Raw genomic sequence first — 21,807 nt, forward strand, 5'->3', positions numbered from 1 at the left:
AGGAGCGGCGGGGCACCCACCCGCGCGGCGCCTACGGTCCGCACGTGTTCGGGTACGGGCCTTCAGTGCTCGCGGGGCGCGGGAACGACGTGACCGTCGGGCGTCCCGGAGCCCTGGCCGACCTCACCGTGGGCGGCGAGGAGCTGGCGCATCGCGGACTCGGCCGCCGTGGCGTCGCCGGAGCCGATGGCGTCCACGATCCGCATGTGCTGGCCCACGGACGTCTCGATCGGGCGCTCGCAGCCACCCGAGGGGCCGCCGGAGACGTGGAGCGCGGAGGAGACGATGCCCGAGAGGTGCTCGAGCATGCGGTTCCCGGCCAGCTGCAGCAGCAGGGTGTGGAACTCTGCGTCGGCGCGGCCGAAGGTCACGGTGTCGCCCTGGGCGGCGGAGTGGCCCATGATCTCGACCATGTCGGCGAGCCGCTGCTGGATGTCCTCGCGGCCGTGGCAGGCGGCGAGGCGGGCGGCGAGCGGCTCGATGGTCCAGCGCAGCTCGGACAGCTCGCGGCGCTGGTCGTCGCGCTGCGGCCCGTAGGCCCGCCACTCGATGATGTCGGGGTCGAGGAGGTTCCAGTCGCTGACCGGGCGGACCCGGGTGCCCACGTTCGGGCGGGCGCTGACCAGGCCCTTGGCCTCGAGGACGCGCAGCGACTCGCGGACGACGGTCCGCGAGACCTCGAAGCGCTGGCCGATCTCCTCGGGGACTAGCGGGCGGTCTGCGCCGAGATCGCCCGAGACGATCATCTGGCCCAGCTGCTGGACGAGTTGGCCGTGCAGGCCGCGGCCGCGGCTGCCGGCGGCACGCCGGCCGACCCGGCCCATGTCGGCTTCGGAGCCGTCCCACACCGGCGAGACGCGCTCGGTGCGGTCCACGCCTGTCGCGTTCGCGGCAGGGGAACCGTTGGCGTAGGAGTAGCGGTCAAGCTCGCCCGGACCTGCGAGGCCGGTGTCGCCGGGGCGAGCCGCGGTCATCATGGTGTGCGCAAGGGTACTCACGCCTCTTTTGTCGGCGACACCCTGAACACCCTTGAGGTCTTTGGTGAAAAGCACACGAAAGGGTGATCGCCCGTCATCTCTCAATTGACGCTTTATCGGAAGGAAACGCGCCGCCTGTGGTGACTTGCGGACAGCGGCGCAACAACAGGGCCGCGAAACGGGCGCCATCCGTGGTCAGCGCGCCCATCCCCGAAACATCGTGAGGGCGTACGCGCAGACCAGCAGGGTCAGCGACAACGCCATCGCACTGCCTACGGGTTGGGTCACAAGTCGCATGACGACCGTTACGCCCTGGTCGATTCCGGAAGGCCAGCGGTAGAGAGCCGACGACCCCAGTCGCCCCGGGAGCCCCACCAGTGACCGTGCCGCGGGCTCGGCGACCGCGCTCTGCACGAGCGGCAGGACGACGACGGGCACGGCGAGTACGGCGGCCAACCCCGTTGCGGTGGACCGGAATACGCCGGCGGCGAGGACGCCCGCCCAGGCGCAGCAGATCAGCAGCCCCATCCAACCGGCGGCGAGAAGTGGCCATTCGGTGATGCTCACGGCGGCTTGCGGTCCGAACAGGCTGCGGACGCCGGCCTCGTCGGCGACGAGTACGAAGAGGCCGAGGAGCAGTGCGGCGGCGCCGCTGACCAGGAGCTTGGCGATCAGCAGTCCCAGGCGTCGGGGGACGGTGCCGCGTTCGGCGGCGAGGGCGGGGTAGCGGAACTCCTGGCCGAAGGCGAGTGCGCCGAGGAGTCCGGCACCGAGTGCAGCCGGAGGGAAGGGCAGCTCACGGGGCCAGCCCATGAGCACACGGGACATCGGGGCCTCGCCGTGCCGGGCCAGCAGCAGCGCCAGGCCCAGGGAGAGGAGGACGGATGCGGCGGCCGCGAGCAGGCCGGCGCGGTCGCTGAGCGTGCGGCGCAGTTCGTAGCGCAGGGGCCAGGCGGGGCCGGGGGCGGGCAGGCGGGGGATGGCGAGCTTTTCGACCGCCGGCGCCGAGGATCGGGCCGGGCGGGCCGCGGGGACGGTGGCCGCGACGACCGGGAGGGTGAGGGTGTCGGACACGGTGTCCGAGCCCTTGGGGGCGATGGCGGCGCGGGCGGCCTGGAGGACGCGGACCATCGGCCTCGGGACGGGCGCGGGGAGCGCGTCGGCCGAGAGCGCGGGCGTGGCCGGGGTGCCGGCGGCAGGGCCCGAGGGGCGGCCGTCGGCGCGCTCGAGCGGGGTGACCGGGCCGGTGTCGCCGACCTCGTCGGCGAGCTGGTGCACCAGGATGCCGTGGCGGTAGGCGGCCTCCCCCACGGCGGCGCAGCTGCTGCCGTAGACGGCGAGGCGGGTGCCGCTCTCGCGGACGACCTCGATGACGCGCGCGACGACGGGGTCCGCGGCGTGGTCGGCACGCTGGGACTCGTCGACGAGGAGGGTGGCGAGCCGGTCGGCCTGTGGGGAACGGACGGCCACCCGGGGGCGCAGGCGGGTGCGCGCGAAGTCGGCAGCTTCCTGATCAGCGACAAGTCGACCTTCGCCGACGGTGACGACGCGGTCGGCGAGCCGGGCGCTCTCCTTGGCATCGCGGGAGGTGGTGAGGACGGCGCCACCCTGTGCCGCGTAACCGCGCAGCAGGTCGTGCATCCAGGCCGCTTCGCGCCGCGAGACCCCGTCGGCGGGTTCGTCGAGCACGAGGGTGTGGGGGTCGCCGATGAGCGCCGCGGCCAGGCCCAGCCGGCGGTCCATGCCGCGGGAGAACTCGCCCAGGCGCTGGTCGGCCAGCCCGCTGAGGCCGACGAGGTCGAGGACGTCGTCGGCTCGGGTGGGCGGGACTCCGGCGGCGGCGCTGAGCATGCGCAGATGTGTGCGGGCCGTGCGGGACGGGTCGGCCGGGGCGTCGCCCAGGAGGACGCCGAGTTCGCGGGCCGGGTTCGGGATGCGGTGCAGGGGGCGGCCGCGGAAGAGGGCGACGCCGCGGCCGCGTTCGAGTTGCAGAATCAGCCGCAGGGCGGTGGTCTTGCCTGCTCCGGCGCCGCCCAGGAGCACGGTGATGTGCCCTGGCCGCGCTTCGAAGGTCAGGTCGTCGACGGCGGGCGGGAGTTCGCCGCGGGGGGCGCTGGTCAGTCCGACGGCCTGGATCATCGCGTCCCTCGCGGGGCGTGAGACCGTTCGGCGGTCACGGGCGATACGAGAGGGCTCACTCGGCCAAGGTAACGCTATATGTCCTATTTACCCGTAATTGCCGAGTGATGATGTTCCGTCGTGTCCCGTCCTCGCCGGGGTCGGATCAGACCTCCGGGCGCAGCATCGGTGGGTTGAGGAGCGTCGCGCCGCCGGCCCTGAACAGCTGTGCGGGGCGGCCGCCCTGACGGGTTGTCGTGCCACCGGTGGGCACCAGGAAGCCTGGGGTGCCGGTCACCTTGCGGTGGAAGTTGCGCGGGTCCAGAGAGACGCCCCAGACCGCTTCGTAGACCCGCCGCAGCTCGCCGACGGTGAACTCCTGCGGGCAGAAGGCCGTGGCGAGGGAGGAGTATTCGATCTTCGAGCGTGCCCGCTCGACGCCGTCGTCGAGGATCTGCGCGTGATCGAAGGCCAGTGGCGCCGCCAGTTCACCTTCACGGGCATGGGCGCCGTCCTGGTCCAGGAGGGTCTCGACCGGTGCCCAGCGCGCACTGTGCGCGTCGCCACCGGCCCGCGGGGCGGGCAGGTCGGGCGCGAGGACGAGGTGCGCGACGCTGACGACCCGCATACGGGGGTCACGCCCGGGGTCGCCGTAGGTGGCGAGCTGTTCGAGGTGCGCGCCGTACGCAGGCGGCGTACCCGATGCGGACTGCGCGTGCAGGCCGGTCTCCTCGGCGAGTTCCCTCGCGGCCGCTTCCTCGAGGTCCTCGTCGACCCGGACGAAGCCGCCGGGCAGGGCCCAGCGGCCCTGGAACGGCGGCTCACCGCGGCGCACTGCCAGCGCGCACAGCGCATGGCCGCGCACGGTGAGCACGACCAGGTCGACGGTGACGGCGAAGGGCGGAAAGGCCGACGGGTCGTAGGGAGGCATGCCCGCGATCATAGTCGTCCGCCTGACGATAAACAGGTCTTGTCGTCTGTCAGGAGCCCAGTTGCAGACCGTCTGCCGCCACTTCCACCATTCCCATGCCGAGTCTGCTGATCCGTACGGCGAACGGCTGTTCCGCGATCCTCAGGCCGGTGAACTGCATCGCGCCCAGTGGCGCGCTGCCGAGCGGCCGGAGGGCCACCGTCCCCGCGGGGACGTCGGGGCGCAGGCCTGCCAGGGCGATCAATATCTGGGCGGCGCCGGCCGCAGCGACGGCCGCGGGTCGGCAGGCCGCCGGATGCGGGACGGGGGCGGCGCCGGCGGTGCGCTGCTCGCCCGCGTACATCTCCGGGAGGCGGTGGCCGAATCCGTCCGCGGCGTCCAGGACGCCGCGGGCCAGGACGCCGGCCGTCTTGTCATGGCCGGCCGCGGCCAGGCCGGCGACGGCGGTCGCCGTCTCGTGCACGCGGACCGCGCCGCTGCGGTGACCGAACGGGTTGTAACCGCTCTCCTTGGAGCTCAGCCCGCGCAGGCCCCAGCCGGTGTCCAGGGCCGGGCCGCTCAGGAGCCGGGCGAGTTGGTCCGTCTGCCCCGCGTCCAGCAGGCCGGGGGCGAGGGCGCCACCGCCGAGCAGGCCGGTGTCGAGGAGATGCGCCGCGGTGGATCCGAGGTGCGGCAGCGGCCGGCCGTCGCCGCCGATCAGCGCGGCGGGACGGCCGCCCGCACGGTCCTCGAGCCAGAAGTCCGTCCGGAACCGGGCGCGCAGATCCGCTGCCCACTCCCGCAGCTCCGCCGCTTCGCGGTATCCGGCGGCATCGAGGAGATCGGCGCCCAGGAGTGCGGCACGGTGTGCGTGGGCCTGGGTCTCACAGCGGAACGGTCCGTCGGGCACGGGGTCGGGGAGGTAACCGCCGCCTTCTCCGCCCGTCGCTTCGGTAGCGGTGCGCAGCCATCGCAGGCAGCGTTCCGCGGCGGGCAGCAGCCGCTCCGTCTCGTGGTCGGGCAGACCCCAGCGGCGGGCCTCCGCGAGGACGGTGGGGAACAGCAGGGTGGCTTCGATACCCGTGCAGCTCGGCGGGGCGTGCGGTCCGGCGTCCCGGAGCGCTCCCGGAATTCGGCCGAAATCCGCCCCTGGCGTGGCTTGTTGGGTACGGGAGAGTGCTCGCAGGGTGCCCCCGGCGAGCCGGGTGCCCAGCGGCAGCAGCATCCGGGCGGTCCAGAGCGCCTCTGCCGGGGCGAGGCCGCACCGCCAGGGGAAGCCGCCGGCGACGTACACGTCCTGGGGCGCTGCGGGGTCGCGCGTCAGCAAGCCGTACAGGTCATCGAGGCTGCCCGCCAGGAGGGCGTCGGCGCGGTGGTCGTCGCACTCCAGCCGTGCGTGCGACCAGGGGCGTGGCGGCCGGTCGCCGCGGGTGCGAAGGGCAGGTGTGGTGTCCCGCGGGGCGGGGGCCGAGGTGCCCCCGCCCCGCCGCCGTCCGGTCAGGTGGCCTTCCGGCGGGAGTTCGGCGTCCCGCTCGAGCCTGACCCGCAGTTCGACGGTGCGGTGGCTGCCGGGCGGCACGTCCAGTTCCCAGCGCAGCAGGCCCGCCGACGCCAGCGCGTCCTGGGGCGCCGGGGTCGCGGAGAGCACCGCGTGGACTCCGGCACCCGACCAGCGAAGCCCCGAACCATGGACCGCGGCCCGTAGTTCGGGGCCGGAGAGCCCGACGGCCACGGCGCCGAGTTCTGCGAGGTCGGTGCCCAGCCTGATCTCGACCGGCAGCCGAACGTGCCGGGGTGCGCTGCTGCGGAAGGTGATCTGCTCGGTGCCGTCGGCGGACCGCAGCCGCTCCATCCGGATCTCCGGATCCGGGCCCCGGTCGCCCGTTCTGCGGATCGTCGCGACGAACCGCGCGCAGTGTGCGGACGTCAGTCGCCCCTGGACCACGAGGGGCTCCCCGCCCGCGGCCCGCACCTCGCAGCGGGACAGGATCCGCAGGCCGTCGCGGTAGTAGCCGTCCAGGCCGTGGCCGGTCAGCTGCCCCGAGGCGGACGAGACGGCGAGAGCGGGCAGGGAGATGCAGATCAGCGAGGAGTGGACGGGCTGGGGCTGGGGAATGCGGGGTCGCGCAGGGCGCCGCGCGGCGGACGGCCGGCGGGCCTGCGGGGTGGTGGGGACGATGCCTGGCACGCTCTGCGCTCCCTGGTGGTGTCGGGGCTCCGTACGGCCTGCGCCCCCCTCGTGAACGGCCCGGCCGGGACCCAGGTCACGCCGGCCGGGCAGTGCCGCGCCGCTCACCGCCGGCTCCGGTCGCCGTCCCGGCCGGCCCGGCGCCTGGTGCGTCCCCCGGTCGTACGGCCGCCGGGACGGGTGCCGCCGCGTGGTCCGAGCGGGCGGTCGGCGCCCCCGGATCGGGTGGACGGCGACCGTGGGGCGGTCTGGCGGGGCGCCTCCTCGGCGGGTGTGGTGGGCGAGCCCGGGGCGAGGGCCGCCGCGTGCTCGGTGCGTTGCTCGCGCAGGCAGCGGCGCAGTGGCTCCGGATCGAGGCCGTCGTTGATGGCGCGGTGCAGCAGGTCGGCGAAGGCGTAGCCGGGGTCGATGCTCAGGGCACGGCCGAGCGTGACGCGTGCCGAGGGCGCGTCCTCGGTGGCCCAGCAGACCCATCCGGCGAGGGTCAGCGGTGCCACGGCGTGTTCGAGATAGCCGCCGGCGCAGCGGCGGGCGAGGGCGCGCCAGAGCCTGAGGGCGGGCGCCGCCGCGGAGCCCTCCATCCACTCCGCCGCCCGGTCGCGGGTGAGGCGGTCCTGGAGTCCGAGGATGAGGGCGGCCGCCTCGGCGTCGGTGATCAGCGCGTCGTCGCAGGCGTCCCTGGCCCGGTTGCTGCCGGAGGGGGTGTCCAGACGGAAGCGGCGGATCATCGTCTCGGCCAGCTCGAGGGTGTCGCGGCGGACGGCGGCCGCTCCGTCCGGGCGGAGCATGCTGGGTACGAGCGCGGCGGCCGCGGCGTCGAGGGACTTCTCCTGGTCGTCGCCCCGGGGGCCGGTACGGGGCGCCAGCCGGGCCTCCATCTGCTTGAGCGAGCCGCGCACCTGCATTCCCGAGTAGGCGGCGGCCGCGGCCATCACGGACGTGCCGGGCATCACCAGGGGTGTGCCGTCGACGGGGCAGCAGCGGAAGTCCGGGCAGCAGTAGGACCAGTAGCGGCCGTTGGCGAGGCACAGCGCTTCGAGTACCGGGACGTCCAGGGCTCCGCAGGCGGTCCTGAGCCGCTGGGCGAGAGGGCGGAGCCGGTCCTTGACGTCCTTGCCGCTCTCCCCCGCCGCGGGCTCCTGGCACAGGAAGACGAGGACGGCGTCGGGGCGTCCGGCACGGTCCTGCGAGCCGGAGATCAGGCAGTCGGCGAGCTGGTCGGCGGCATCCGGCCACTGCGCGGCATCCGTCGGGATCCCGAGCCGGACCCGGCCGCCGAACCGTCCGCGCTCCCCGTGCAGGGCGACGAGGACGGCGCTGTCGTCCGGATAGAAGCCCATGAGGTACGGGAGTGCGTCGGCGAGTTCGGCGGGGCCGCGCAGGATGACCAGGGGCTCGGCGGGCGGGGCGGGAGTGGCGCCGGAGGACGGGCCGGAGGTGGCGCCGGCGGGACGGGCAGGGCCGGAGAATGCCGCGGGCCCGGAGGGATGAGAGGAGTGGGACGAGGCATGCCCGGCCGGCGAGGAGTTGTCGGGAGAGTCGGGCTCGGACGGTTCGCTGTGCGGATTCATGCCTCGAAGATCCCGCGGACGGCCAGAGCCGCGCGACCCCTGTGGATAACTCACGGGTGACGTGGTTTTCCACAGGTTGGGGCGGGCGTTCGCGCGTTGTCAGTGGCATCGGGTTGCATGGGGGCATGAGCAACGAAGACCTGCGCGCCTCGGCCGATGCCGTCCTGACCCGACTCGTCGGGGATCCCGACGGAAAGGCCCGGCTGCGCGAGGATCAATGGCGGGCGATCGAGGCGCTGGTCGCCGACCACCGCCGAGCCCTGGTCGTGCAGCGCACGGGCTGGGGCAAGTCCGCGGTCTACTTCGTCGCGACGGCGCTGCTGCGAGCGCGCGGCAGCGGGCCGACGGTGATCGTCTCCCCGCTGCTCGCGCTGATGCGCAACCAGGTCGAGGCGGCCGCGCGGGCCGGGATCCGGGCCCGCACGATCAACTCCTACAACACCGAGGAGTGGGAGAGCGTGCAGGCCGAGGTGGCCGCGGGCGAGGTCGATGTGCTGCTGGTGAGTCCCGAGCGGCTCAACAACCCCGACTTCCGCGATCAGGTGCTGCCCAGGCTGGCCGCCGCCACCGGCCTGCTGGTGGTCGACGAGGCGCACTGCATCTCCGACTGGGGCCATGACTTCCGGCCGGACTACCGCAGGCTGCGCACGATGCTCGCCGACCTGCCGCCCGGGGTGCCGGTGCTCGCCACGACCGCCACTGCCAACGCCCGGGTGACGGCCGACGTCGCCGAGCAGCTGGGGACGGGTGAGGGCACGGCGGAGGCGCTGGTGCTGCGCGGCCCGCTGGACCGGGAGAGCCTGAGTCTGGGGGTGCTGTCCCTGCCGGACGCCGCGCACCGGCTCGCCTGGCTGGCGGACCATCTGCACGAACTGCCGGGCTCGGGGATCATCTACACGCTGACGGTGGCCGCGGCCGAGGAGGTCACGGCGTTCCTGCGGCACCGGGGTCACACCGTGTCCGCGTACACCGGCAAGACCGAGAACGCCGACCGGCAGCAGGCCGAGGACGATCTGCTCGCCAACCGGGTCAAGGCACTGGTGGCGACGTCCGCACTGGGAATGGGCTTCGACAAGCCCGACCTGGGGTTCGTGGTGCACCTGGGCTCGCCGTCGTCGCCCATCGCGTACTACCAGCAGGTGGGGCGGGCGGGCCGTGGCGTCGAGCACGCCGAGGTGCTGCTGCTGCCCGGCCGTGAGGACGAGGCGATCTGGACGTACTTCGCCTCGCTCGCGTTCCCGCCCGAGGAGCAGGTGCGCCGGACGCTGGACGTTCTGGCGGCCGCCGACCGTCCGGTGTCCCTGCCGGCTCTGGAGCCGCAGGTCGAGCTGCGCCGCTCCCGCCTCGAGATCATGCTCAAGGTGCTCGACGTGGACGGGGCGGTGCACCGTGTGAAGGGCGGGTGGACGGCCACCGGACGGCCGTGGTCGTACGACGCGGAGCGCTATGCGTGGGTGGCCCGCCAGCGGGCGGCGGAGCAGCAGGCCATGCGCGACTACGCCGGTACGACGGCCTGCCGGATGGAGTTTCTGCGGCGGCAGCTGGACGACGGGGAGGCGGTGGCGTGCGGCCGCTGTGACAACTGCGCCGGGGCCAGGTTCACCGCCGAGGTGTCGACCACGGCGCTGGATGCCGCGCGCGGTGAGCTGGGGCGCCCGGGTGTGGAGGTGGAGCCGCGGCGTATGTGGCCGACGGGGCTTCCGGCGATCGGGGTCGACCTCAAGGGGCGCATCCCGGCGGGTGAGCTGGCCGCCACTGGCCGGGCCCTGGGCAGGCTGTCCGACATCGGTTGGGGCAACCGCCTGCGGCCGATGCTCACGCCGCAGGCCGCGGACGGCCCGGTGCCCGACGATGTCGCGGCCGCCGTGGTCACGGTCCTCGCCGACTGGGCCAAGGGGCCCGGGGGTTGGGCCTCCGGAGCGGCGGACGCACCGGCGCGCCCGAGAGGCGTCGTGTGTCTCTCCTCGCGCACCCGACCGCAGTTGATCCACTCCCTCGCGGAGCGGATCGCGACGGTGGGCAGGATGCCGTTCCTGGGCACGGTGACCTCGCCGGACGACGGCGCGGACGGCCGGATTCCGCGCAGCAACAGCGCCCAGCGGCTGCGCGCGCTGCACGGTTCGCTCGGCGTGCCGCCGGAGTTGGCGAAGGCGCTGGCGGAGGCGGGCGGCCCGGTGCTGCTGGTGGACGACTACGCGGACACCGGCTGGACGCTGGCGGTGGCCGCTCGACTGCTGCGCGGTGCGGGTGCCGAGGGCGTGTTTCCGCTGGTCCTCGCCGTACAGGGCTAGCCGTCCCGGAGGCGGGAGCCGGGGCCGGCGAGCATCAGAGGCCGGTGCGGCGGGCAGGATTACCGACACGCACCGGGCGATTCCGGGGTGTGCGGCGAATTGCTCGTTGCCGCATGCGTGTACGACAGGAAGAATTGGAGTTGCTTCCCGTACCGGCCGTCCGCGGTCAGGCAGGGCCGTGTCGTGGTGCGCTCGCGCCCGACCGTCGCCCGTCACGTGGACGCGTAGACGAAGGGAGAGCCGTGGTCTTCGGTTTCGCCCCGCCCGCGAATGTTTCCCGGCCCGCGTCCGCCGATTCCGCTGCCCGGCTGAGCCGGATGCTGGAGCCCTCCGAGTGGGCGTCGGCCGGTATTCCGCTGTTGCGCAACCCCCGGGAGGTCGTCACCGGCCTGCACGACCGGCATCGTCCAGGGCCGTCGACCGCCGTCGTGGCGGTGCTGGATCCGCTGGAGCGGGTGGCGGCCAGCGCATCCTTCACGGAGCCCGCGACCCTGCCCGACGGCTGGGAGTTCCGCAATGTGCTGCTGGCGCATCTGCGCCGGGTCATTCCGCATGATCTGCGGCTGCGGTCCCCGGTGCGGACGGCCGTGCTGCTCTACTGCCGTGAGGGCGAGCCTCGTTGGACGGAGGCGGACGGGGCGTGGATGTGGGGACTGCGCGATGCCTGCACCCTGCACGGGCTGCGGTGCGGGCCGTACATCGCCCTGACCCGGGACCGCTGGCAGGTGCTGGGAGAGGAACGCGGCGGGCGGCGGCCGCGACCGTCGCGGCCGGACGGACCGGTGTCGCCGGGGCCGCGGGCGCCTCGCGCGGAGCCTGCCCGCGGGGAAGCACGCCGGGGGGCGCCGGCTCTCACCGTGCCCCCGCACCTGCCGCCTCATCTGCCCTCGCCGCGTGTGCCGGCGTCGGGGGCGCTGCCGTCGGCCGAGCCGCCGCTCGGCGGCAACCGTGCGGCGCCACGGTGTTCCGGGGGCGGCGCCGTTCAGGCCCAGCGGCACACCGCCGCCCGCTGATCGCCGTCGGACGGCGCCGGGGACGGACGCGCGGGGCTGCGGGAACGCCAGCAGGCCCGACCGGCCGGTGGCCGACGGGCTGCTTCGCGCGGACTTCGCTCAGGCGTTGGCGCCGAGAACGGCGTTGATGCGCTGCGGGTCGCCGCAGACGACCAGCAGGGTGCCGGCACGGGCCATGGCCGAGGGCAGCGCCTGGGCGGCGACCTCGTCCGTGCCACCGTTGACGGCGACGACCACCACGGGACGTCCGGCCGCACGGTCGGCGGCGGCGTCCGCGTAGAACACGTCGTCCGCGGCGTCGTGTTGGGCCCAGTAGGACGCCTCACCGAAGGACAGCTCGTGGGCGGCCCACGGGTGGGTTTCGCCCGTGGTGAGCACCAGGATCTCGGACGGTGCCCGCCCGGCGTCCAGCAGCAGGTCGACGGCTTCGTCGGCGGCGTCGATGGCGCCGTCGGCGGGTGCCGGGATCAGCTGGAGCTGCGCTTCTGTGGTGGCGTCGGGGTGGGCGGCTGCGGGCTGCGGGGGGCCGGTGCGCTGCGCCGGCGGTGCGGCGACGGGCCCACGCGGCGGGGCAGCGGGTCCGGGCTTGCCCGGACGCGCACTGGAGGCGGGAGCACCACGCGGAGGCGCGGGGCGCGGGCCGGGACCAGGAACGGGGCGGGGGGTCGGCGCGGTACGGCCGGCGGCCGGAGTTGCGCGGGGACCCGGGACACTCTCGTGAATCTGAGGCTCCTCGGGGATGAGAGGCATAAAGGGATGTCTATCAAACGTAAGTGCGGGACACGTCATCGGGTACCGAATTGACGTCCCGCACCGCTCAGAAGTCGAAGCCGAGTTGGCCACCGGCCTTCAGAGCGGCTGCTTCGGGGGTGACGCGCACCTTCTTCAGGTGCCGCCACCGGGGCAGGGCGTCCATGTAGGACCACGACACTCGGTGGTGCGGCGTTGGACCGTACTCCTCCAGGGCGGTGCGATGGGTCGGTGAGGGGTAGCCGGCGTTGGCCGCGAAGTCGAAGTCGGTGTATTCCAGGCCCAGTTCGGCCATCATCGCGTCGCGTCGCACCTTGGCGATCACGGACGCGGCGGCGACCGCGACGCAGGACTGGTCCCCCTTGATGACCGTGCGGACCCGCCATGGCGTGCCCAGGTAGTCGTGCTTGCCGTCGAGAATGACCGCGTCCGGCCGGACCGGCAACGCCTCCAGGGCGCGGACGGCAGCGAGCCGGAGTGCCGCGGTCATGCCCAGCTCGTCGATCTCCTGCGGCGAGGAGTGCCCCAGGGCGTACGACGTGACCCAGTCGCCGAGCAGACCGCACAGTTCGGTGCGGCGCTTGACGGTCAGCAGCTTGGAATCGGTGAGTCCGGTGGGTGGCCGGCGCAGACCGGTGATGGCTGCACAGACGCTGACCGGTCCCGCCCAGGCTCCGCGCCCGACCTCGTCGACACCTGCAACGATCTTGGCTCCCGTCGTGGCGCGAAGCGATCGCTCGACGGTATGGGTGGGGGGCTCGTACGGCATGGCGCCAGCAAGCGTACGCCTATTCGGCGCAGCCGTCCGCACCGGATACGGATTCCGTGCCGACCGGGTGCGCGCAGGCTTCGCCGGGGGCGTGGACGGGGCCGTTCCGGGGGGCGTTCGACACGGGGCCCGGGTGGGCCGGTGCGGTGGCGGACGCCGGGTGGGCCGGTGCGGTGGCGGACGCCGGGTGGCCCGGTGCGTGCGCGGCGGCTCACGGGGGTGAACTCGGCTGCCGGCGACGCCCGTTGGGGCGCCGGTGGGCCGTGATCAGCTGGCGGGCAGGGGCGCCCAGGCCGGGAGGGACTCGGTGCCGTCCGACCAGGCCCGGGGCGGGGCGCCGCCGGGGTGGGAGGCGACGATGCCGCCGACGATGGCGCAGGTGGTGTCGACGTCGCCGCCGGCCTGGGCGGTGGCCCAGAACGCCTTCTCGAAGTCGCCGAGGTGGCGGGCCGCAGCCCAGAGCGTGAAGGGGACGGTGTCGTGGGCGCTGGTGCGCCGGCCGCAGCCCAGGACGGCGGCGACGGTGCCGGAGTCGGCGTAGTCGAGCATGTCGCGGGCCCGCCGCAGTCCGGCCTGTACGGCGCTGCGCGGGATCAGGGCCAGGACGCCGTCCAAGAGGTCCTCGGGGCCCAGGCTCCGCGACGGGTCGGCCACCAGGGCGGCCGCGGCGGCCACGGCCATGGCGCCGACCACGGCCTCGCGGTGCTGGTGCGTGGTGTAGGCGGAGATCTCCGCCTGGTGGGTGGCCTGCTCGGGGTCATCGGCATACCAGGCGCCGAGGGGGGCGATGCGCATGGCGGCGCCGTTCCCCCAGGACCCGTGGCCGTTGAAGAGCGCCGAGGAGAGTTCGCGCCAGTCGCCGCCCTCGCGGATCAGCCGGAGGAGGCGGTTGACGGCCGGGCCGTAGCCGCGGTCGAAGTCGTGGTGGTCGGCGAAGGAGCGGGCGAGCGCGTCCTGGTCGATCCGGCCGTGGGCGGTGAGCACGGCCAGGACGGAGCAGGCCATCTCGGTGTCGTCGGTCCACTGCCAGGGGGACGGGGGCAGCTCACGGCGCTTGAGGGAGGGGTAATGGGCGGGGACGAAGAACTGGGATCCGAGGGCGTCACCCACGGCCAGTCCGCGCAGGCTCGCCAGAGCCCGCTCGCGGCGGTCTGCGTCACGGTGGTCGGCGGTCATCGGTGTGCACTCTAACCGGTGACGCCATAAGGCTCGGGTACACACCAGCGGTCAAACGGCCGATCGAGCGAGTAGCGTCCGTCCGGGCCGAGGAGCAGGGTGCGCGATTCGGCGTTGCCCGGATTGGACAGCGACTCGAAGTCCGCCACCGACCAGTGGAACCATCGCATGCAGAACAGCCGCATGGTCAGGCCGTGGGTGACGATCAGGACGTTCGGCGGGTGGTGCGGGTCCTCGAAGCTGCGCCACAGGCTTTCCAGGAACGCCCCGACCCGGTCGTAGACGTCCGCGCCGGACTCGCCCTGGGCGAAGCGGTAGAAGAAGTGGCCGTAGGCGTCGCGGTAGGCCTTCTGCCGGCGGACGTCGTCGCGGTCCTGCCAGTTGCCCCAGTCCTGCTCGCGCAGCCGCGGCTCCTCCCGGACGCGGATGTTGGCGGGGTCCAGTCCCAGTTCCCGGAAGGTCTGGTGGGTGCGGCGGTACGGCGAGACGTAGGCGGAGATCCGTTCGTCGCCGAACATCTCGCGCAGTGAGCCGCCGGCCTCCTCCGCCTGCCGCTGGCCGGCCTTGGTGAGGTGCAGCGCGTGGTCGGGTTCCCGTTCGTACACGGTGTCGTCGACATTCCCCTCCGACTCTCCGTGGCGGATGAGGACGATGCGTCGGGGCCGGGCCATGCCGCCAGCCTAAAACGCCTGCTCTGTACATGCCGCATGCTGCTGCGGCCGCGGTGGGCCGATCGCTGCGCGCCGGATTCCGCGGTCGGCGCTCCCGCCCCCGGCCACCACGCTCGAACCCGCACCGGCCGCACCGGCCGGGTGACCTCTCCGTCCGGCGTCGGGCGGGGAACGTCGGGCGGGGACATCAGCCGGTGAGCGCCGGCCGGCCGTCGCGTATCTCGTAGGGGCGGCCACCGAAGCGCCTGCGCAGCAGCCGGTCGTGGGAGACGACGACCAGGGCGCCGGGCCACTGTGCGAGGGCCTCCTCCACCTCCTCGACGAGGCCGAGGGCGAGGTGATTGGTCGGTTCGTCCAGCAGGAGCAGGTCGGCCGGGCGGGCCAGCAGCCGGGCCAGGGACAGCCGGCGCCGCTGGCCGGCCGACAGCGCCCCGACCGGCACGCGGAGGTCACGCTCGCGGAAGAGCCCGAAGGAGAGCAGCAGAGCGGACAGCTCCTCGGCGTCCCCGGTCAGCCCTCGGCCGAAGGCGGCCAGCAGCGGCTCGGCGGGGCGCGAGACGGGAATCTCCTGGGCCAGGAGGCCGATGCGTCCGCGGCGGAGGACCGTGCCGCTGTCCGGCTCGGTGACTCCCGCCAGAACCCGCAGCAGCGTGGTCTTGCCCGCGCCGTTGGCGCCGTGGACCAGCAATCGCTCGCCGGCGGACACGGAGAAGGCGTCCACTGCCAGACGGGATCCGACCCGCACGCCCTCGAGGGAGACGAGGGTTCCCTCCGCCTCGCCCGTGCCGGGCTGCGCGCGGAAGCGGAGCGGATCCGGCGGAGCGGGCACCGGCGCCTCGCGCAGTCTGCGCAGCCGCTCCTCGGCGTTGCGCACTCTGCTGGAGACGGAGGACTGGACGCGGCCTCCGGCCCGGTCGTAGGCCATCTTGTTGCCGTCCTTGATGCCACGGCCCTGGGCGACACTGCGCGCCCTGCCCGCCGCGAAGTCGGTGAGCTGCGCCAGCTGCTCGCACCAGCGGGCGTGGTCCTGCTCCCAGCGGCGGCGGGCCGCGGCCTTGGCGGCGACGAAGGTGCCGTAGCCGTCGCCGTACCTGGCGAGGGTGCGGCGGTCGGCGTCCACTTCGACGATCGCGGTGGCGATCCGCTGGAGGAAGAGCCGGTCGTGGGAGACGGTGAGCAGGGTGCCGCGGTGGGCGAGCAGGGCCTCCTCCAGCCAGTCCAGGGCGGCCTCGTCGAGGTGGTTGGTCGGCTCGTCCAGGAGCATGACCTCGGGGGACGCAGCGATCAGGCAGGCGAGACCGAGCCGGGCCTGCTCGCCTCCGGACAGGCTGCCGAGCAGTCGGTCGCGGTCGAGTCGCTGCAGGCCCAGGCCGTGCAGGGCCTTGTCGACCCGGGCGTCGGCTTCGTAGCCGCCGCGCAGCTCGAAGAGCGTGAGCAGATCGCCGTACTCCGTCAGCTGCCCGGCCTCGGCGCTGCCGAGGCCCTGCTCCAGCGACCGCAGTCGGCTCTCCATCCGTCTGAGGTCCGCCAGGGCCGCGTCGACGGCGTCCTGGACGGTGTGGTGCGGTGGGAGGTCGGGGATCTGGCCGAGGTAGCCGGTGCCACCGTCGGCGCTGAGCACGACGTGGCCGTCGTCGGGCTGTTCGACGCCCGCGATGATGCGCAGCAGGGTCGACTTCCCGGCGCCGTTCTCCCCCACGATCCCGACGCGCTCTCCGGGGCGCACGGACAGCGATACGGCGTCGAGCAGGGGTCGGTCGGCGTAGGACTTGGTGACTTCGTGCAACGAGATCTGAGTGGGCAAGCAAACCTCCGTCTGGTCGGCGGCGGGTACGTCGGGCCGGCGGGGCAGCGATGGCCGAGCACTCCCCCAGCGCTCCGCCCGACCAACAAATGCAACGACTGTTGCGTTACGATGATGATGACACACGGCCACCGCTAAGGCAACAGGAGTTGCAATTGCCCGACGTGAGCGACGATGACGAGACGAGGGGTGCCCGACGCCCCGGCACCCAGCGGCCCGGCACCCAGCGGCCCGGTGGCCGCACCGCCCGCACCCGGGCCGCCGTACGCGACGCCGTACTGAGCGGCCTGACCGACCACGGCTATCCCGGCCTGACCGTCGAATACGTCGCCGAGCACTCCGGCGTGCACAAGACGACGCTCTACCGCCGCTGGGGAGATCTCGAGGGCCTGGTCGCCGACGCCCTGGACCTGGCGGGCGAGGACAGCTGGCTGCCGCCGGACACCGGGTCCCTGGAAGGCGACCTGCGCGCCCTCGCCCGCGAGACCGTCCATTCCTTCACCGACCCCGCGGTGGCCGCGTCCGGCTGCGCGATGATCGCGGCCGGATTCCAGTCGCAGCGGGCCGCGGAGGCCCTGCGCGCCTACTACACCGAGCGGTTCCGGCGCTGCGGGGTGATCGTGGAACGCGCTGCCGGGCGCGGGGAGTTGCCCTCCGCGGCGGACGACGCTCCGGCCGGGCCGGCCCCGGGCGCCGGGGTCGACGCCGGCGCGCTGGCCCGGGCGGTGTGCGCACCGATCTTCTTCCGCCTGTTCATCACCCGCGAGCCGGTCGACGAGGCGCTCGCCGACCAAGCCGCGGCGGCGGCGCTGGCCGCCGCCCGAGCCGGGGCGTTCACCACGGGCGGCGGGGCCGGCGCGCCCGACCCGGGTGTCGGTTCCGGCGCCCATTCCGCTCCCGGCCAGGGTTCCGCTTCCGGTGACGGTTCCTGAGCGTGGCTCACACCGTCCACGACGGCTCGAGCTGCACCACATCGCCCGCGATCGCCCGGACGTCCGCGGCTATCTGGGCGCGCAGCGCGAGCCGTTCGATCCGTTCGGGCCGGTACTTTCCGCGCTCGGCCGCCGACTGCCACAACGACACCACCAAGAACTCCTCCCCCGGAGCCCTCCCCAGCATTCCCCGCAGCATGCCCGGCGAGCCCGCCATCGCCGGGTTCCAGACCTTCTCCTGCATCAGCATGAAGTGATCGACGCGGTCCTGGCGCACCTGACTGTGCGCCAGCCGCAGCACATCCGCATCACCGAAGGACGGCTTGAAGCCCACCTTCACATCGAATTCGTGCTCAAAGAGCCGCACTTGGTGGTCCTTGAAGGTGCCCACCTGGGCGGCCGCCAGCCGGTCGTGGGAGCGGGCCATGAAGGAGTCGTAGAACGCCCGACTCTCCCAGAAGGCCACCAGGTGGGCGACGCCCGGCCGGCTGCGGCTCCAGCCGCCGCCCTGCCCGCGGAACCCCGGCTCACCCAGCAGCCCCGCCCATTTCCGCTGCCCCCGCTCGAACCCACGACGGTCCACGACGGTGAGGCGAATCCACTTGACCAGCACCGCGCCATCGTAAGGCCCAGAACGCCCCGGGCATCACTGCGCGTCACCTGCCGAGCACCTGGAACTCCTTTGCGGGCGCGGGTGGATGGGCGTCCCGGCACCCCGACGAAACTGCCACGGTGCGCAGCCCGTCATCATGACTCCCGGGGCGCAGCCACCGCTTGGCGGGCCGACGGCACGATCGAGCCACCACTCCCGCCCAACCCCGTTCGGCACGGCCGCACTTCACGCCGCACGCAGGCCCTTCCGGCGTGGCACGATGGTCGCCAAGGGGAAGTCCCGGGGAGCCTGTCCGCACGACCGGGCGGAGCCGCCCCGGGTACGAAGCATGCGACGAAGGGGGAGCCCGGTGAGCAATCTCAACAAAGGGACAGAGAAGGTCGAGGTGACCCTCAAGTGGGACCCCAGCCCCATCGGCACCCCGGACAATGACCTCGACATCATCGCGGCGACGTACACGGGGAACGCGCCGCACGGCGAACCGGCCTATCTGGTGCACTTCGACAGCAGGTCGCCCGACGGCACCATCAACCTCAACCGGGACAGCCGCACGGGCAAGGGCTTCGGCGCCGACGAGGTCATGACGCTGGAGCTCAACCGGCTGTCGGAGACCTACACACGTGTCGTCGTCGGCGTCGCCATTCAGCAGGGCGAGGGCCGCAAGGCCTTCGGCGACATCGCCAACACCGCCGTACTCGTCCGCGAGGGACACACCGCCCTGACCGAGAACGACTTCGCCGATGTCGCCCAGGCGACGGCTGCCACGGTCGCCGAGTTCACCCGGGACGAAGCGGGTGAGTGGCGTTTCCGCGCCGTACTCCGCGGGTTCGACACCGACCCGAACGCGTTCGCCGGGCTGATGGGCGCCTGACGGCCCGAGATCCGCGAGCTCACACCGGCATCGCCATCGCCATCGCCGCTGCGGCCGCACACAGAACAGAACGCAAAGAACAGAACGCAAAGAACAAAAACGAAGAGCGAAGAACGAAGAGCACAACAGAGGCGGTGACCGGAATTCCGGTCACCGCCTCTGTTCAGTCATTCACCGACCGAGCATGCCGCGGTCAGCTGCAGCCGCTGGTCGAACCGCAGCCCTCGCACAGGTAGCAGCTGCCGGCCCGCTGCATCTTGGTGCCGCAGGAGAAGCAGAGCGGTGCGTCGGCGTTGATGCCCAGCTGCATCTCGACCAGTTCCGCGTTGGTGTGCGCCTGCTTCGGAGCCGCGCCGGCGGTCTCCTCGACGACGGCGGCCGCCGAGGCGGACTGCGTCGTCTCGGGCTGGAGCGGTGCGGACTGGGCCAGAGCCTCGACGTCGACGTCGTCGGACGGCTCGTACGAGCCGGTGTCCAGGTGGCGCTGGCGCTCCTCGACGGAGTGGATGCCGAGTGCCGAACGGGTCTCGAAGGGCAGGAAGTCCAGCGCCAGGCGGCGGAAGATGTAGTCGACGATCGACTGTGCCATCCGCACGTCCGGGTCGTCGGTCATACCGGCCGGCTCGAAGCGCATGTTGGTGAACTTCGAGACGTAGGTCTCCAGCGGCACGCCGTACTGGAGGCCGACCGAGACGGCGATCGAGAACGCGTCCATCATGCCCGCGAGGGTCGAGCCCTGCTTGGACATCTTCAGGAAGACCTCACCGAGACCGTCGTCCGGGTAGGAGTTGGCGGTCATGTAGCCCTCGGCGCCGCCGACCGTGAAGGAGGTGGTGATGCCGGGACGGCCCTTGGGCAGGCGACGGCGCACCGGGCGGTACTCGACGACCTTCTTCTCGGCGACCGGCTCGGCCTTCTTCTTCTCCTCCTTCGTCTTGGCGGAGAGGGGCTGGCCGACCTTGCAGTTGTCGCGGTAGATCGCGAGCGCCTTCAGGCCGAGCTTCCAGCCCTCGAAGTAGACCTCCTCGATCTCCTCGACGGTGGCCGTCTCCGGGACGTTGACCGTCTTGGAGATCGCACCGGACAGGAAGGGCTGCGCCGCGGCCATCATGCGCACATGGCCCATGGCGGAGATCGAACGCACGCCCATGGCGCAGTCGAAGACCTCGTAGTGCTCGGCCTTCAGGGCCGGGGCGTCGACGACATTGCCGTGGTCGGCGATGTGGGCGACGATCGCCTCGACCTGCTCGGGCTGGTAGCCGAGCCGCTTGAGCGCCTTGGGGACCGTGTTGTTCACGATCTGCATGGAGCCGCCGCCGACCAGCTTCTTGAACTTGACCAGGGCCAGGTCGGGCTCGACGCCGGTGGTGTCGCAGTCCATCATCAGGCCGATGGTGCCGGTGGGGGCGAGCACGGAGGCCTGGGCGTTGCGGAATCCGTTCTTCTCACCGAGGCGGAGAACGTCCTGCCATGCCTCGGTCGCCGCGGCCCACACCGGAGTGTCCAGGTCGTCCATGCGCACAGCGGTGCCGTTGGCGTCGGAGTGCTGCTTCATGACGCGCTTGTGGGCGTCGGAGTTACGGGCGTAGCCGTCGTACGGGCCGACGACCGCGGCCAGTTCGGCGGAGCGCTTGTAGGAGGTGCCGGTCATCAGGGAGGTGATGGCACCGGCCAGCGCGCGGCCGCCGTCGGAGTCGTAGGCGTGGCCGGTGGCCATCAGCAGGGCGCCGAGGTTGGCGTAGCCGATGCCCAGCTGGCGGTAGGCCCGGGTGGTCTCACCGATCTTCTCGGTGGGGAAGTCGGCGAAGCAGATGGAGATGTCCATCGCCGTGATGACCAGCTCGACGACCTTGGCGAAGCGCTCGGCGTCGAAGGACTGGTTGCCCAGGTCGTCGTCGCGCAGGAACTTCAGGAGGTTGAGCGAGGCGAGGTTGCACGAGGAGTTGTCCAGGTGCATGTACTCGCTGCAGGGGTTGGACGCGGTGATCCGGCCCGACTCCGGCGAGGTGTGCCAGTGGTTGATGGTGTCGTCGTACTGGATGCCGGGGTCGGCGCACGCCCAGGCGGCCTCCGCCATCTTGCGGAAGAGACCCTTGGCGTCGACCTCCTCGATGACCTCGCCGGTCATCCGGCCGCGCAGCCCGAACTTCGAGCCGGTCTCGACGGCCTTCATGAACTCGTCGTTCACCCGGACCGAGTTGTTGGCGTTCTGGTACTGGACGGACGTGATGTCGTCGCCGCCCAGGTCCATGTCGAAGCCGGCGTCGCGCAGCGCGCGGACCTTCTCCTCCTCCTTCACCTTGGTCTCGATGAAGGCCTCGACGTCCGGGTGGTCCACGTCCAGGACGACCATCTTGGCCGCGCGGCGGGTGGCGCCGCCCGACTTGATCGTTCCGGCGGACGCGTCGGCGCCGCGCATGAAGGAGACCGGGCCGGAGGCGTTGCCGCCGGAGGAGAGCAGCTCCTTGGAGGAGCGGATGCGGGAGAGGTTCAGGCCGGCGCCGGAGCCGCCCTTGAAGATCATCCCCTCTTCCTTGTACCAGTCCAGGATCGACTCCATGGAGTCGTCCACGGAGAGGATGAAGCAGGCGCTGACCTGCTGCGGCTGCTGGGTGCCGACGTTGAACCACACCGGGGAGTTGAAGCTGAAGACCTGGTGCAGCAGCGCGTACGCGAGCTCGTGCTCGAAGATCTCGGCGTCCGCCGGGGAGGCGAAGTAGCTGTGGTCCTCGCCGGCCTTGCGGTACGTCTTGACCACGCGGTCGATGAGCTGCTTGAGGCTGGACTCGCGGTTCGGTGAGCCCACCGCGCCGCGGAAGTACTTGCTGGTGACGATGTTGACCGCGTTCACCGACCAGAAGTCGGGGAACTCGACGCCACGCTGCTCGAAGTTGACCGAGCCGTCGCGCCAGTTGGTCATGACGACGTCACGGCGCGCCCACTCCACCTCGTCGTACGGATGCACGCCGGGGGTGGTGTGGATGCGCTCGATACGCAGACCCTTGCTCGCCTTGCTGCCCTTGGCGCGGGAGCCTCGTGCCGGGCCGCTCGTCGTCTCTGTCATTCCGCCTCCCTATACGGGCAAACGCCCATATGTGCACACTCATTCCGTGGCACGGTGTATGTCTTGCTGAAGCCGGGGCCGCCTGCTCT

At 72.6% G+C, this 21,807-nt stretch carries 16 protein-coding genes; 4 read left to right on the top strand and 12 right to left on the bottom strand.

Features of this window, described 5'->3' with window-relative positions; genetic code table 11:
• Nucleotides 1-62 precede the first annotated feature (62 nt).
• The 5 genes from ACGFML_RS33730 to ACGFML_RS33750 all read right to left on the bottom strand — a co-directional run bounded on the left by ACGFML_RS33730 (nucleotide 63) and on the right by ACGFML_RS33750 (nucleotide 7,764).
• Nucleotides 63-1,052, bottom strand: coding sequence for a FadR/GntR family transcriptional regulator (locus ACGFML_RS33730; protein ID WP_393549459.1), 990 nt, complete (start codon nucleotides 1,050-1,052; stop codon nucleotides 63-65).
• Nucleotides 1,053-1,172: 120 nt separating this feature from the next.
• On the bottom strand, nucleotides 1,173-3,116 hold the full coding sequence (locus ACGFML_RS33735) for an ATP-binding cassette domain-containing protein (RefSeq protein ID WP_393549460.1): 1,944 nt from the start codon (nucleotides 3,114-3,116) through the stop codon (nucleotides 1,173-1,175).
• Nucleotides 3,117-3,261: 145 nt separating this feature from the next.
• Nucleotides 3,262-4,026 carry an NUDIX domain-containing protein gene (locus ACGFML_RS33740; protein ID WP_393549461.1) on the bottom strand — a complete coding sequence of 255 codons (765 nt, stop codon included), beginning with the start codon at nucleotides 4,024-4,026 and terminating at the stop codon, nucleotides 3,262-3,264.
• Between the two features lie 49 nt (nucleotides 4,027-4,075).
• Nucleotides 4,076-6,082, bottom strand: a complete 2,007-nt coding sequence (locus ACGFML_RS33745; protein ID WP_393549527.1) for a glycogen debranching N-terminal domain-containing protein — start codon at nucleotides 6,080-6,082, stop codon at nucleotides 4,076-4,078.
• A 215-nt stretch (nucleotides 6,083-6,297) separates the two neighbouring features.
• The gene (locus tag ACGFML_RS33750) at nucleotides 6,298-7,764 is read right to left on the bottom strand and encodes a DUF4192 domain-containing protein (protein ID WP_393549462.1); all 1,467 of its coding nucleotides are present in this window, start codon (nucleotides 7,762-7,764) and stop codon (nucleotides 6,298-6,300) included.
• A gap of 125 nt (nucleotides 7,765-7,889) precedes the next feature.
• Between ACGFML_RS33750 and ACGFML_RS33755 the strand changes: the two genes are divergently transcribed.
• Both ACGFML_RS33755 and ACGFML_RS33760 read left to right on the top strand, forming a co-directional pair.
• Complete coding sequence (locus ACGFML_RS33755) at nucleotides 7,890-10,055, top strand: RecQ family ATP-dependent DNA helicase (RefSeq protein ID WP_393549463.1); 2,166 nt, start codon at nucleotides 7,890-7,892, stop codon at nucleotides 10,053-10,055.
• Nucleotides 10,056-10,297: 242 nt separating this feature from the next.
• Nucleotides 10,298-11,068, top strand: a complete 771-nt coding sequence (locus ACGFML_RS33760; RefSeq protein ID WP_393549464.1) for a hypothetical protein — start codon at nucleotides 10,298-10,300, stop codon at nucleotides 11,066-11,068.
• Nucleotides 11,069-11,167: 99 nt separating this feature from the next.
• Here the strand turns inward: ACGFML_RS33760 and ACGFML_RS33765 are convergent, their stop codons facing one another.
• The 5 genes from ACGFML_RS33765 to ACGFML_RS33785 form a co-directional block, all read right to left on the bottom strand.
• On the bottom strand, nucleotides 11,168-11,818 hold the full coding sequence (locus ACGFML_RS33765) for a hypothetical protein (protein ID WP_393549465.1): 651 nt from the start codon (nucleotides 11,816-11,818) through the stop codon (nucleotides 11,168-11,170).
• A gap of 67 nt (nucleotides 11,819-11,885) precedes the next feature.
• On the bottom strand, nucleotides 11,886-12,587 hold the full coding sequence (locus tag ACGFML_RS33770; RefSeq protein ID WP_393549466.1) for a ribonuclease HII: 702 nt from the start codon (nucleotides 12,585-12,587) through the stop codon (nucleotides 11,886-11,888).
• A gap of 267 nt (nucleotides 12,588-12,854) precedes the next feature.
• The gene (locus ACGFML_RS33775) at nucleotides 12,855-13,763 is read right to left on the bottom strand and encodes an ADP-ribosylglycohydrolase family protein (RefSeq protein ID WP_393549467.1); all 909 of its coding nucleotides are present in this window, start codon (nucleotides 13,761-13,763) and stop codon (nucleotides 12,855-12,857) included.
• Nucleotides 13,764-13,774: 11 nt separating this feature from the next.
• Nucleotides 13,775-14,434: a histidine phosphatase family protein gene (locus tag ACGFML_RS33780; RefSeq protein WP_393549468.1), complete on the bottom strand. Its 660-nt coding sequence runs from the start codon at nucleotides 14,432-14,434 to the stop codon at nucleotides 13,775-13,777.
• A 187-nt stretch (nucleotides 14,435-14,621) separates the two neighbouring features.
• A complete protein-coding gene (locus ACGFML_RS33785) occupies nucleotides 14,622-16,238 on the bottom strand; it encodes an ABC-F family ATP-binding cassette domain-containing protein (protein WP_393549469.1) in 1,617 nt (538 codons plus the stop codon).
• A gap of 164 nt (nucleotides 16,239-16,402) precedes the next feature.
• Between ACGFML_RS33785 and ACGFML_RS33790 the strand changes: the two genes are divergently transcribed.
• A complete protein-coding gene (locus ACGFML_RS33790; protein ID WP_393549470.1) occupies nucleotides 16,403-17,170 on the top strand; it encodes a TetR/AcrR family transcriptional regulator C-terminal ligand-binding domain-containing protein in 768 nt (255 codons plus the stop codon).
• Nucleotides 17,171-17,177: 7 nt separating this feature from the next.
• Here the strand turns inward: ACGFML_RS33790 and ACGFML_RS33795 are convergent, their stop codons facing one another.
• Entirely contained in the window at nucleotides 17,178-17,783 is a 606-nt protein-coding gene (locus ACGFML_RS33795; protein WP_393549471.1) for a YdbC family protein, read from the bottom strand.
• Between the two features lie 349 nt (nucleotides 17,784-18,132).
• On the opposite strand from ACGFML_RS33795, the gene ACGFML_RS33800 reads away from it, so the two are divergent.
• Complete coding sequence (locus ACGFML_RS33800; RefSeq protein ID WP_393549472.1) at nucleotides 18,133-18,654, top strand: TerD family protein; 522 nt, start codon at nucleotides 18,133-18,135, stop codon at nucleotides 18,652-18,654.
• Between the two features lie 193 nt (nucleotides 18,655-18,847).
• Here the strand turns inward: ACGFML_RS33800 and ACGFML_RS33805 are convergent, their stop codons facing one another.
• Nucleotides 18,848-21,718 carry a vitamin B12-dependent ribonucleotide reductase gene (locus ACGFML_RS33805; protein ID WP_393549473.1) on the bottom strand — a complete coding sequence of 957 codons (2,871 nt, stop codon included), beginning with the start codon at nucleotides 21,716-21,718 and terminating at the stop codon, nucleotides 18,848-18,850.
• Between the last annotated feature and the right edge of the window lie 89 nt (nucleotides 21,719-21,807).

Origin of the sequence: Streptomyces sp. NPDC048650 (genome assembly GCF_043199095.1) — a bacterium.
GTDB lineage: Bacteria > Actinomycetota > Actinomycetes > Streptomycetales > Streptomycetaceae > Streptomyces.